The organism is Rhizobium leguminosarum (assembly GCF_001679785.1).
Classification (GTDB): domain Bacteria; phylum Pseudomonadota; class Alphaproteobacteria; order Rhizobiales; family Rhizobiaceae; genus Rhizobium; species Rhizobium leguminosarum_R.
Map to the genome: position 1 here is coordinate 763,155 of NZ_CP016286.1, position 12,619 is coordinate 775,773.

A 12,619-nucleotide genomic window follows, 5' to 3' on the forward strand; every position below is an offset into this window, starting at 1 on the left:
CCACGGCGGAAGGCTAATACCTCAGCGCATTCCAGTTGAGGAGCCCGCCCATGACCAATGCTTCCACCGAATCCTTCTTCAATCGCTCGCTCGCGGACGTCGATCCGGACATTTTCGGCGCGATCGGAAAGGAACTCGGTCGCCAACGGCACGAGATCGAACTGATCGCTTCTGAGAACATCGTCTCCCGCGCCGTGCTGGAAGCCCAGGGCTCCATCATGACCAACAAATATGCCGAGGGTTATCCCGGCAAGCGTTATTACGGCGGCTGCCAGTTCGTCGATATCGCCGAGGAACTGGCGATCGAGCGCGCCAAGAAGCTGTTCGGCGTCAATTTCGCCAACGTCCAGCCGAATTCCGGTTCGCAGATGAACCAGGCCGTGTTCCTGGCGCTGCTGCAGCCCGGCGATACCTTCATGGGGCTCGACCTGAACTCGGGCGGCCACCTCACGCATGGTTCGCCGGTCAACATGTCCGGCAAGTGGTTCAACGTCGTCTCCTACGGCGTGCGCGAAGGCGACAACCTGCTCGACATGGATGAAGTCGCCCGCAAGGCCGAGGAAACCAAGCCGAAGCTCATCATCGCCGGCGGCACTGCCTATTCCCGTATCTGGGACTGGAAGCGCTTCCGCGAGATCGCCGACAGCGTCGGCGCCTATCTGATGGTCGACATGGCCCACATCGCCGGCCTTGTCGCCGGTGGCGTTCATCCGTCGCCATTCCCGCATTGCCATGTCGCGACGACGACGACCCACAAGTCGTTGCGCGGCCCGCGCGGCGGCGTCATCCTCACCAATGACGAGGATCTGGCGAAGAAGTTCAATTCGGCTGTCTTCCCCGGTCTGCAGGGCGGCCCGCTGATGCACATCATCGCCGCCAAGGCTGTGGCCTTCGGCGAGGCGCTGCAGCCGGAATTCAAGGATTATGCCGCCCAGGTGGTCAAGAACGCCAAGGCGCTTGCCGAAACGCTGATATCGGGCGGCCTCGACGTCGTCTCCGGCGGTACCGACAACCACCTGATGCTGGTCGACCTGCGCAAGAAGAATGCCACCGGTAAGCGCGCCGAGGCAGCGCTTGGCCGCGCCTATGTCACCTGCAACAAGAACGGCATTCCCTTCGATCCGGAAAAGCCCTTCGTCACCTCGGGTGTGCGCCTCGGCGCTCCTGCCGGCACGACCCGCGGCTTCAAGGAAGCGGAATTCCGCGAGATCGGCAATCTGATCGTCGAAGTTCTCGACGGCCTGAAGGTCGCCAATTCCGATGAAGGCAACGCCGCCGTCGAAGCCGCCGTACGCGGCAAGGTGGTCAGCCTCACCGACCGCTTCCCCATGTACGGCTACATGGGATAAGGAGTAGGGATGCGCTGCCCCTATTGCGGTTCGGAAGATACTCAGGTCAAGGATTCGCGCCCGGCGGAGGACAACACGTCCATCCGCCGGCGGCGCATCTGCCCGGATTGCGGCGGCCGCTTCACCACGTTCGAGCGTGTGCAGCTGCGCGAGCTGATGGTCATCAAGAAGACCGGCCGCAAGGTGCCCTTCGACCGCGACAAGCTGGTGCGCTCCTTCGAAGTGGCCCTGCGCAAACGCCCGGTCGAGCGGGACCGCATCGAACGCGCCGTCTCCGGCATCGTCCGGCGTCTTGAAAGCTCCGGCGAGACCGAAATCTCCTCCGAACAGATCGGCCTGCAGGTGCTGGAAGCCATGAAGAGCCTCGATGATGTCGGCTTCGTGCGCTACGCCTCGGTCTATCGGGATTTCTCGCTTGCCGAGGATTTCGAGAAGGTCATTTCCGAAATCAACGCCAAGATTGGCCGCGACCCGCTGGACAGGTGAGCCATGAGCATCACGCCGCATGACGAACGTTTCATGGCGGCTGCGATCCGCCTGTCGCGCTGGCATCTCGGCCGCACCGCCACCAACCCCTCCGTCGGCTGCCTGATCGTCAGGGATGGCGTCATCGTCGGCCGTGCGGTGACGGCGCTCAGTGGCCGCCCGCATGCCGAGACGCAGGCGCTCGCTGAAGCCGGCGCGCTCGCCCGCGGCGCAACCGCCTATGTGACGCTCGAACCCTGCTCGCATCACGGCAGGACGCCGCCCTGTTCCGAGGCGCTGATCGCCTGTGGCGTCGCCCGCGTCGTCATCAGCGTCACCGATCCCGATCCGCGTGTCTCCGGCCGCGGCATCGCCATGCTGCGCGAATCCGGCATAGAAGTGGATGCCGGCGCGCTGGAGGCCGAGGGCCGGCACTCGCTTGCCGCCTATCTCACCCGCCAGACGAAGAACCGCCCCTATGTGACTCTCAAGCTTGCCGTTTCCGCCGATGGCATGATCGGTCGCGAGGGGGCAGGGCAGGTGGCGATAACCGGCCCGGAGGCCCGCGCCCAGGTGCAGGCGCTGCGCGCCGAAACCGATGCGATCCTGGTCGGCATCGGCACCGCGATTACGGATGATCCGCTGCTGACGGTACGGACGCCAGGTCTTGAACCGCAATTGCCGATCCGCATCGTGCTCGATCCGTCTCTCGCATTGCCGCTGACCAGCAAGCTCGTCGAGACGGCGCGGGAAGTGCCGGTCATCGTGGTGGCGAGCGAGGAAGTATGGCCGTTGTCGGCTGATGCGGAGGGGTTACCCCCCTCTGCCCTGCCGGGCATCTCCCCCACAGGGGGGGAGATCGGCAAGAGGCGCGATCCGAATTCCCCAGTTTCCGATGGTGATGATTTCGCCTTGAGGCAAGACGTAGGGCAAGGGGCTAACCCCGATCCGATCTCCCCCCTTGTGGGGGAGATGCCCGGCAGGGCAGAGGGGGGTGCCTCACCCACAGACATGGACTCCCGCCGCGCAGCCCTCGAAGCCGCCGGCGTCGAGGTGCTCTACTGCAATCCCTATCATCCGGAAGTCCTGTTGCCGGCACTCGCGACGCGCGGTATTTCCTCGCTCCTGGTCGAGGGTGGCGCAAAGACGGCGCGGCTTTTCCTCGAGGCTGGCCTCGTCGACCGCATCCAGCTTTATCAGGCGCCTGTCGTCATCGGCGAGCGCGGTATTGAATCCCCGCTTGATGCAACCGACATACCATCGGGTTTTGCCCATACGGGCACGCTGATGTTCGGCGAAGATCGCCTGGACGAATACGAAAGAGGGCTTTGATGTTCACCGGAATAGTCACCGATATCGGTACGATCGAATCCGTTTCGCCGCTGAAGGAGGGCATCAAGCTCCGCGTTGCGACGAGTTACGACCCGGCGACCATCGATATGGGCGCATCCATCTCTCACTCCGGCATCTGCCTCACCGTCACCGGCCTGCCGCAGGAAGGCAGCAACGGTCGCTGGTTCGAGGTCGAGGCCTGGGAAGAGGCGCTGCGGCTGACGACGATCGGCGCCTGGCAGGAGGGCAGCCGCATCAATCTCGAACGGTCGCTGAAGATCGGTGATGAACTCGGCGGCCACATCGTTTCCGGCCATGTCGACGGCAAGGCGGAAATCCTCTCGGTGACGGCAGAGGGCGACGCCACACGCTACCGCCTGCGCGCGCCGGAACATCTGGCGAAATTCGTCGCCCCCAAGGGTTCGATCGCACTCGACGGCACCTCGCTGACGGTCAATGCGGTCGACGGCACGGATTTCGACGTGCTGCTCATCCGCCACACGCTCGAGGTCACCACCTGGGGCGATCGCAAGGCCGGCGATTTCGTCAATTTCGAAGTCGACACCATGGCGCGTTACGCCGCCCGGCTGGCGGAATTCCCGAGCACCTGAATCAAAAACCTGTAACGGTTTCCAGTGTCACACCACGACTGGCATGCAGGGCGCTGAACAACGTCAGGCGCTCGTCGACGCATCCAACTGCACGGTCTGCGACGCGGCGCCGGCCCGATAGCTCACCAATTCGGGGACAGCTTCGTCAGATACTGGCCGTAGGCGCTCTTGCCGAGCTTCTCCGCGAGCTTGGCGAGGTCGTTCTGCGAGATGTAACCCATGCGCCAGGCGACTTCCTCGGGGCAGGCGATCTTGAAGCCCTGGCGTTTCTCCAGGGTGCTGACAAAACCCGCGGCATCGTGCAGGCTGTCCGGCGTGCCGGTGTCGAGCCAGGCATAGCCCCGGCCCATCAACTCCACGAAAAGCTGGCCGCGCTCAAGATAGGTGCGGTTGACATCGGTAATTTCCAATTCACCGCGCGGTGACGGCTTCAGGTTGGCGGCGATATCGACCACCTGCTGGTCGTAGAAATAGAGGCCGGTCACCGCCCAGTTCGATTTTGGCTCCTTCGGTTTCTCCTCGATCGACAGCGCATTCATCTTTTCGTCAAAGCCGACAACGCCATAGCGTTCCGGATCGGTGACGTGATAGGCGAACACCGTGGCACCTTCCCGCCGACTCGTGCCGGATTTCATGATTTCCGGCAGTCCGTGCCCGTAGAAAATGTTGTCGCCGAGAACGAGCGCCGAGCTGTCGCCGTGCAGGAAGTCGGCGCCGATGATGAAGGCCTGGGCGAGGCCGTCCGGGCTCGGCTGTACGGCATAGGTCAGTGAAATTCCCCATTGCGAGCCGTCGCCGAGAAGGCGCTTGAAGGCTTCGACGTCGTGAGGCGTGGTGATGATCAGCAACTCCCTGATGCCTGCGAGCATGAGCGTCGTCAGCGGATAGTAGATCATCGGCTTGTCGTAGACCGGCATCAACTGTTTCGAGACGGCCTGCGTGATCGGATGCAGACGCGTGCCCGTGCCGCCGGCGAGAATAATCCCCTTCATGCCCATCTCCTTAAAGACCCTTATTCAAAAGGTCCTGCATGACAATCGTCATGGACTGCTTCCACTCCGGGAGCCGGATTCCATATGTTCTGGCGAGCTTGTCACCGTTGAGACGTGAATTGGCGGGACGCTTCGCCGGTGTCGGATAGTCCGCCGTCGGGATGCGCTCGACGCCGACGTTTCTACCGCCGGATTTAGAAAGCTCCGTGAATATCTCTTCGGCGAAGTCCGCCCAGCTTGCTTCGCCGCTGCCGGTCAGGTGAAAAGTGCCGCGGAGCGATGGCTCAGGGTCCGTTACGATACGGGATGCGATCGCAAGAATCGCGTCGGCGATGTCGAGTGCCGAGGTCGGGCATCCTGTCTGATCGGCGACAACGCGAAGATGATCGCGCGTCTCGGAAAGCCGCAGCATCGTTTTCAGGAAATTGGCGCCAAAGGGCGAATAGACCCAGGCGGTGCGCAAGATGACATGGTTCGGGTTCACCGCCGCGACGGCCTTCTCGCCCGCGAGCTTCGAACGCCCATAGACGGAGTTCGGCGCCGTCGCATCCTCTTCGGAATACGCGGAGGCCTTGTCGCCGCTGAAGACGTAGTCGGTCGAAATGTGGATGACCGGGGCCCCGATCCGCGCCGAAGCCTCGGCAACCGCCCCGGCGCCTGCTGCGTTGACGGAAAAAGCAAGCTCGGGTTCGCTCTCGGCCTTGTCGACCGCCGTATAGGCGGCGGCGGAGACGATCACATCCGGCCGCAGAGCCGAGAAGGCGGCTGCGATGCTTGCAGGATCCGCGAGGTCCATTTCCGGGCGCCCGACCGCACTGATTTCGACGCCCATTTCGGCGCCGCGTCTGAGCAGCGACTGAACGACCTGGCCCTGTTTGCCGGTGACGGCAATGCGCATCGCTTATCGTCCCTTGAAAACGCCGAGGCGTTCGCCGGAGTAGACGTTTTTGCGCAGCGGCCTCCACCACCATTCGTTTTCCAAATACCAGTGCACGGTCTTCTCGATGCCGGTTTCGAAGGTCTCTTGCGCCTTCCAGCCGAGTTCGCTTTCGAGTTTGGAGGCGTCGATCGCATAGCGTGCGTCGTGTCCGGGGCGGTCCGTGACGTTGGTGATCAGACGTGCATGCGCTCCCTTGTCACTGTAGACGCCGTCGAGAATAGCGCAGATGCGATGAACGACATCGATGTTCCTGCGCTCATTGCGGCCGCCCACATTGTATTTTTCGCCGGGGCGCCCTCTGGATGCGATCGTGAAGAGCGCGCGGGCGTGGTCTTCGACATAGAGCCAGTCGCGGACATTCGCGCCATTGCCGTAAACCGGAAGAGGCTTGCCCTCCAGTGCGTTCAGGATCATTAGCGGAATGAGCTTTTCGGGGAAATGGAACGGGCCGTAGTTGTTGGAGCAATTGGAGACGACGACGGGCAGGCCGTAGGTTCGGTGCCAGGCGATCGCCAGATGGTCGCTGGCGGCCTTGGAGGCAGAGTAGGGCGAGGACGGGTCGTAAGGCGTCGTCTCCTCGAAGAGGCCCTCGTCGCCGAGCGAGCCGTAGACCTCGTCCGTCGAGACATGCAGAAAGCGGAAGGCACTCTTGCGGCGAGCGTCAAGCTCATCCCAATAGTGCCGTGCGGCATCCAGCAGGCTGAATGTGCCGACGATGTTGGTCTGAATGAAATCGTCCGCGCCCGAGATCGAGCGGTCGACATGGCTCTCTGCTGCGAGATGCATGACGATATCAGGGCGGAAGGACGCGAATGCTTCCTGCATCCTGGCGCGGTCGCAGATGTCGGCTTGCAGGAATTGATAGTTCGGCGCCGATTCGACGGATTTCAGCGATGCCAGATTGCCGGCATAGGTCAGTGCGTCGACATTCAACACCTCGGCGCCGATCTCGCTGACGAGATGGCGCACCAATGCCGATCCGATGAAGCCCGCTCCGCCCGTGACCAGTATGCGCATCTTCGATCAATCCCTGGGTTACTGTGCTGAGCAGGAAAAATGGCCCGGCAGATCGGCGAGCCGCGGCAGCGTCTTGTCTTTTTCGGACAAAACCATGTCTCTCTCATCGAAGGGCCAGCGGATGCCGATCGCCGGATCGTTCCACGCGATACCCCGATCATGCTGCGGGCTGTAGGGTGCAGTTACCTTGTAGCTGATGACGCTGTTCGGCTCGAGCGTTGCGAATCCGTGTGCGAAACCGGCCGGCACCCAGAGCTGCATGCCGTTTTCCGGCGAGAGCTCCTGAGAGAGCCATTTGCCGAAGCTCGGCGATCCCTCGCGGATATCGACGACGATATCCATGATCCGGCCGGCAAGACAGCGCACCAGCTTGCCCTGTGCGAAAGGCGGTATCTGGAAATGCAGCCCCCGGACGGTGCCGGCCTGCGCCGAAAGCGATTCATTGTCCTGGATGAACGTGACGTCGGCCACATTTTCCCGGAACCAGGCATCCTTGTATACCTCGGAGAAGTAGCCACGGTGATCGCCGAAGCGTGGCGGCGTGATCGCAACGATGCCCTCGATGGCCGTGGTCTCAATCCGCATGACGTACCTTTTCTGCGGCCTTCATCAAGCGCCCGCCCTCATGACGCTCATCAGCATGTCCGCCTGCGAGCGGCTCTGCATGGCCGCAAGGCCCGTCGCGGCAATGGTATCGCGCTCGCCGGCATCTGCGATCAGCTTGTAGCAGCGCTCGATCATGTCGTCATAGGGCTCAATTGCCAAGCCGCCGATGAAGGGCTGAAGGTCTGGATCACGGATGTCGCCTTCCGTCAGCACGCAAACGCGATTGGCGAGCAGATAGGAAATGCGGACGATCTCGAAGACGCCGCTCGCATAATGATGGATGTTGATCACGATCTTGGCGCGGGCAATCGCCGCGTCGCGTTCCGCACCATAGATGTTGAAGAGATGCACGACCTTGAGCCCGCCCTCTTCAAGCGTCTTCAGGATGTGATGGCGGCGCTCGTTCATCGAGCCATAGAAGAGCACGTCTATATCCTTGACGACGGCATGCTGGATCTGGCTCAGGCAGCGGCTATAGCCGATTTCGAGCACGCCGGCGTGATCGATACCCTTGGCGGCGAGATTTTCCCGGTTGCGCGGGCTGTAGTCGAGCACCGGCATCGCCCTCAGGATCGACATATAGCGCGAATTGATCCAGATGCTTTCTTCGGACACCTGCTCGAGATTGATGATGACACTGTCCTTCGGCAGATGGCTGACGATTTCGGCGGGGAGAAGATTGCCGCCATAGATGATCGGCGCACGGCCGGCGAATGCGTTCATGTCCCGGGTGATCGGTGCCGAGCCGCCGAGTTCCTCGAAGGCGCCCTGTAGGCCAAGCGCGACTTCGTCGAAGGCGTGGCTGTGATTGTAGTTGTCGGGCGTCACGATCCAGATGCAATGGCGATCCTTGTGGGCCTGCCATCCGCCGGCAAAGGGCTGCAATGCGTTGCGAAGCGGCTGCTCGATCTTCTGGGCGGCGGGTGTCTCGGTACGCACAGCCTGCCGCGGCGCCGGGGAGGCGCCGGAAGCCTGCGGAGCATAGGCACGCATCAGTTCGCGGCCACCCGTGAACTGGCCGCGCGGCATCCAGGCCGGCGTATCATCGGCGAACCAGATAAGGTGCGGCTGCTTGATCAGTGGTTGGCGGCCCTCCTGCCAGGAGGCCAAGTGGGCCTCGTCGGGGCTCTGAAGAAAAGCTTCCTTGGCGGTGAAGAGACCATGCAGCATCCGGCCGAGGCGGACACCGAACTTCCACTCGAAATCGGCAGGCGCCGGCACGAAGGCGGCGATCTTCAATCCGGAGGCGGCAGCCTGCTGAACATAGAGCCCGAGCAGACGCTCGATCACGAAGGGGCGCATCGTCGCGTTGGCGTCGCGTGAATACTGCGCCGAACCGGCATAGGCAATGCCCGCTGGCGTGCCGCGGCGCGCTTCATTTTCCAGCGATTCCAGAATGCCTTCGCAAAAGGCGAAATATCCGGACCAGAACTTCCTGTTGCCGCAGAAATAATTGCAGAACATGAAGGCGGTTTTGTCTTGCGGCGGCGCGATCGGATAGCCGAGCTGCTGGATATGCAGGAAGATCGGCTCCATGCCTGGACGACCGCCAAGCAGCGAATGCTCCCAGACGTTGCTGTAGATCGCGGCGTGGCCGATCAGCGGATTGTAGAGATAGGCGTCCGCACTTTCCGCCCTGGCCTTTTCCGCCTCGGTAACGAAGGATGGGAAGCTCGTCACCGACTTCACCTCGAATTTGCTGGACAGCAGTCCCCAGAACACGTCCTCGCCGAGGCCGATCGCCTCGTGATGCGCATGCAGGATACGGAAGAGCTCGTATTCGCGGGTCGCAGCCTGCGTGTTGAATGAGATGTCGAGCGGTACGGCAGCTGCGTCGAGCTGGCTGCGCTGCGAAGGGCCGAGATAAGGCTGGTAGATAATGACGGACCCCGTGCCGGCAGCTTTCTCCGTGAGAAGCGCCAGATCAGGAAGACCGGCGGGCAGAGCGGAAACGGGCTGATTGATCGTCAAGGCATCATCCTCAGTGCATGGTCGCCGTCTCCGCGATTCACGAAACGGCATTCGGGCTGGTTTGGGTATCGACTATTGGATGTGAAGCTTGCGCCACACTGTTCGCAGGACTTTCGCTGGTCAGCCTGGAGGGATTGCAGGAGCTCGACCTATCCGGGGTCAGTTTTCTCTACAGCGCCGCGCGTCTTTTCAGACGCGCAAAGGACGCTGTAGCACTTTGAATCGCTGCATAATTCCTTAAATCGATTCCGATTTAAGGAATTATGCAGTAGCCAGCTTTGCTCGCTCAGCCGCTTCTGCTGCCAGTATCGCAAAGACTTGCGATACTACGTTTGGGATTGCCTCGGTTTATACGCCGGTTCTATAGACACCATCGTTCGATACGGTAGCCATATCTCCGAACAAGAACCCAGGCAGGTTGTTGCCATAGAGCTCGGCCAACCGCTTGATTAGAAGATAGCTTCCCAGACGCTCCTGGCAAAATGAGATCGCACGTTTCTGCACGGGATCTTCGGCTTGAAACGGTTGATATCGTTTCGCAAATTCAAGAGACGGCGCCACAAGGCGCACAAAAGTATCCAGCCACCAGTCTGTCGGATATGTGCCGAGCTCAATGCCTCCAGGGACGAGAGTGCCGGAATTAAAAAAATGCAAAGCTTCGGCTTGCGTTAAAGTATTTGCTTCGACTGAAAACGCTGTATATCTGAAAAAGTCAACAATATTGTGGCAGCCTCCATAGTGATACGATATGTTATGGAGATTCAATGGACGAGGCAGAAAGAAACTCTCTGAAAAAAGCGCCGGATTCTCTGGTCTTGTGATTTCTACTTCTTCTGAAGTTGCTATATTCATGCCGGGATATTCGGGATTCGGCGTTCCGATTTTTAGTCTTGTTAAAAATTTACGATACTGCCAGATGGTAATGTTGCGAGGTTTTACAGTTTCTTCCGAAACGACTTTTGCGATGACTAGCGTTCCCAGCGATCCTGACAATTTCGCGTGAATCTCCTCCGGCTCGCTGAAAAAATCATAGCCGGCAATGACATCCATTCCCTTGTTTTCCAAAGGAGGTCTGGAATTGAGCCATATGATTTTCGCGCCCTCGGGAGGAGGGTAGCTCGGCAAATCCTTGTGGCAAACAATGAAAATGGTCATATTTGTGATCAGCCTCTTATGGATGGGAGTTTCTGCCGGCTGCAATTACCACGCGGCTCGCCCGTCAATGCTTAGTTGTGTCAAGGTGGCGGACGTCAGGATTCCAAGCGTTTCTGCCTCTTGTCAGCGACTCTAAAGCGCGTTCCTTGCGCGTAGCAGGTGCGAAGTCCGGACCCATCCGGGGATGAAGTCGGGTGCCTAAAGGTGAGGTCGTCGATATCCTTTTGCTTAAACTTGCTGTTGCTGTTGGCGATATCGGCAAATGTCAGCAAGCGCGCAATGGCGCGCGCTATGTTGCCCGCTTGGTGGAATCCCTAACGCGAAAACTGAATGATCTCGCCGTTGTACTGCGTGCGCGCCGTCTCGCGGAAGCCGAGCTTGGCTGCGACCCGCAGCGAGGCCTGGTTCTCGGGACTGATGATGCAGCTCATCGGTTTTCCTGGGAAATGCGTTTCCGCCCAGCCGATCAGCGCTGTCAACGCTTCGGTGGCATAACCGCGGCCGTGCGCCGAAGGCATCAGCGCCCAGCCGACCTCCATCGTCCCCTCGATCGAGGGTTCCATTTCGCGGCGGGCTTCCAGGAAGCCCGCTTCACCGATGAACCGGCCGCTCTCCTTTTCCACGATCGCCAGAAAGCCGAAGCTCATATGATGCCACATGCCGGCGACACGCAGCATGCGGCTCCAGCTTTGCTCGCGCGTTGACGGCACGCCGGTGATGAAGCGCACGACATCCTCGTCCGCCCATAGCGCTGCATGCGCGTCGAAATCGTCGAGGCGGTGAGGGCGAAGCGTCAGCCGCGCCGTTTCGAGGGTCGGAATGTCGGTCACATCAGGTCCTTATGGAAATCGCACTCTCAGGCGCCAGGCTCGCCGTCCCAATAGTCGAGATCGCCTTCCGGCCGTCCAATGTGGCGGAAGCGCCTGGCTTCGGTACCGTCTCTATTCGTCTTCGCAAGGAACTTTCCGGAATCGGGATATTCGACGATCTCCGTCTTCGCCATGGTCGAAATGCCGAGATAGACGAGTGTGGCCGTGCCGGTGTTGATGATCTGGTGCGCAGTTTCCGGTCCGCCGGCCGGCGCGCCGAGCACGTCGCCCGCCTTGATCGCATGGCGCGCATCGCCAAAGCGGTATTCGCCGGTACCGGCGATCACATAGAAAAGCTCGTCTTCGACGTGATGGTTGTGAAAGGGGCAGCCGGATTTGCCGGGCGGTACCTCGTTGTAGCTGACGCCGAGGCCGGTCAGGCCAAGTAGCGCGCCGAAAGAGGTGTCGGTGCTTTCATAGAGCTCGCCCTGTTTCCAGTGATCGAGCTTGAGATCGGCGGTATTGATCCCCGCCTTCTGTTCCGTTGCCATGACGTCCTCCTGTTTCCAGAAGAGAAGCCGTCATCCCAGGAAAATTCAATGCTTATCTCTGATATCCCCAGCATGGGCGGAGAGGAGACCGCCGCCCATGCTTTGAGCACCGCGCGTTGAATAGGACGCGTCGAGACGCTTGATCACTTCAACCCACGCATACCCCCGAAGATCGTTCCGATTTTCGGGGGTATGCGCTGGAGAGCGTCAGCGGACGTAGAAGGTCAAGCTTCCGTCGGCTGCCTGCTCGGCGTTGACGATGTTGCGGACGTCGACGCCTTCGGTGTTAAGCCGGTGGGCAAGCGACCTGTTGGCGTCGATCGAGGCCTGGATGCCGCGAACGGCCTGGCCGGAACGTTCCGGTGCCGAGCGCGGACCGGTCGTCTCGTCGTCGCGATGGCGCCAGTTGTAGACCTGCTCGACATTGAAATCATTGCCGTGGAAGGTCCGGAGTGTCTGCTCGATGCCCTGGTCAGTGTTCATCCCAAGGCTTTCGGCCCGGCTGACGCCTGCAAAGGCGATGGAGGAGAGGGCGGCAGCGAGGGTGATGGTGAGAACGCGGTGCATGATTTGTATCCTTTCATCTGCTTAGACGGTCGGCTGTCGTTGCAGGGGATCGTCTGCGTCACGACGTGGAATTGGCGTTCTCGCATTCGCGATTCAATGGGTTAAGTCACTGAAAATACATTAAGAATTGTTCATGAAAACTGCCTTCGAATTGCCGCTTTCAAGGCGACCGGGAAAGCTGTTTTCAGAGGCCTGCCCAGCTATGCATACAGGACGCAGCTATCCCCTTGCAGATATTTCTTCTTTCCCATTGC

General features: G+C 60.5%; 13 protein-coding genes. 4 read left to right on the forward strand and 9 right to left on the reverse strand.

Translation table 11 applies throughout. From position 1 onward, the window contains the following. Positions 1-50: 50 nt before the first annotated feature. The 4 genes from glyA to BA011_RS03970 are packed head-to-tail and all read left to right on the forward strand — an operon-like array spanning position 51 to position 3,757. On the forward strand, positions 51-1,349 hold the full coding sequence (gene glyA, locus BA011_RS03955) for a serine hydroxymethyltransferase (protein WP_011651299.1): 1,299 nt from the start codon (positions 51-53) through the stop codon (positions 1,347-1,349). A gap of 9 nt (positions 1,350-1,358) precedes the next feature. Beyond that, complete coding sequence (gene nrdR, locus BA011_RS03960; protein ID WP_065279520.1) at positions 1,359-1,835, forward strand: transcriptional regulator NrdR; 477 nt, start codon at positions 1,359-1,361, stop codon at positions 1,833-1,835. Positions 1,836-1,838: 3 nt separating this feature from the next. Beyond that, complete coding sequence (ribD, locus tag BA011_RS03965) at positions 1,839-3,146, forward strand: bifunctional diaminohydroxyphosphoribosylaminopyrimidine deaminase/5-amino-6-(5-phosphoribosylamino)uracil reductase RibD (protein ID WP_065279521.1); 1,308 nt, start codon at positions 1,839-1,841, stop codon at positions 3,144-3,146. Beyond that, complete coding sequence (locus BA011_RS03970) at positions 3,146-3,757, forward strand: riboflavin synthase (protein WP_026158618.1); 612 nt, start codon at positions 3,146-3,148, stop codon at positions 3,755-3,757. Before ribD ends, BA011_RS03970 begins: the two co-directional genes overlap by 1 nt. 122 nt (positions 3,758-3,879) lie before the next feature. Here BA011_RS03970 and rfbA read toward each other — a convergent pair whose 3' ends face one another. From rfbA to BA011_RS04015, 9 genes are all read right to left on the reverse strand, one after another. Further along, the gene (rfbA, locus tag BA011_RS03975) at positions 3,880-4,749 is read right to left on the reverse strand and encodes a glucose-1-phosphate thymidylyltransferase RfbA (protein ID WP_065279522.1); all 870 of its coding nucleotides are present in this window, start codon (positions 4,747-4,749) and stop codon (positions 3,880-3,882) included. A gap of 10 nt (positions 4,750-4,759) precedes the next feature. Beyond that, entirely contained in the window at positions 4,760-5,647 is an 888-nt protein-coding gene (gene rfbD / locus BA011_RS03980; RefSeq protein ID WP_065279523.1) for a dTDP-4-dehydrorhamnose reductase, read from the reverse strand. 3 nt (positions 5,648-5,650) lie between these two features. Further along, positions 5,651-6,706, reverse strand: coding sequence for a dTDP-glucose 4,6-dehydratase (rfbB, locus tag BA011_RS03985; RefSeq protein WP_065279524.1), 1,056 nt, complete (start codon positions 6,704-6,706; stop codon positions 5,651-5,653). Between the two features lie 18 nt (positions 6,707-6,724). Continuing rightward, positions 6,725-7,291: a dTDP-4-dehydrorhamnose 3,5-epimerase gene (gene rfbC / locus BA011_RS03990; RefSeq protein WP_065279525.1), complete on the reverse strand. Its 567-nt coding sequence runs from the start codon at positions 7,289-7,291 to the stop codon at positions 6,725-6,727. A 24-nt stretch (positions 7,292-7,315) separates the two neighbouring features. Then, positions 7,316-9,283: a hypothetical protein gene (locus tag BA011_RS03995; RefSeq protein WP_065279526.1), complete on the reverse strand. Its 1,968-nt coding sequence runs from the start codon at positions 9,281-9,283 to the stop codon at positions 7,316-7,318. Positions 9,284-9,631: 348 nt separating this feature from the next. Next, positions 9,632-10,438, reverse strand: coding sequence for a hypothetical protein (locus tag BA011_RS04000; RefSeq protein WP_065279527.1), 807 nt, complete (start codon positions 10,436-10,438; stop codon positions 9,632-9,634). Between the two features lie 314 nt (positions 10,439-10,752). Next, complete coding sequence (locus BA011_RS04005; RefSeq protein WP_065279528.1) at positions 10,753-11,268, reverse strand: GNAT family N-acetyltransferase; 516 nt, start codon at positions 11,266-11,268, stop codon at positions 10,753-10,755. Positions 11,269-11,294: 26 nt separating this feature from the next. Further along, positions 11,295-11,798 carry a cupin domain-containing protein gene (locus tag BA011_RS04010; RefSeq protein WP_065279529.1) on the reverse strand — a complete coding sequence of 168 codons (504 nt, stop codon included), beginning with the start codon at positions 11,796-11,798 and terminating at the stop codon, positions 11,295-11,297. A 207-nt stretch (positions 11,799-12,005) separates the two neighbouring features. Further along, positions 12,006-12,365: a hypothetical protein gene (locus BA011_RS04015; RefSeq protein ID WP_065279530.1), complete on the reverse strand. Its 360-nt coding sequence runs from the start codon at positions 12,363-12,365 to the stop codon at positions 12,006-12,008. Positions 12,366-12,619: the final 254 nt, after the last annotated feature.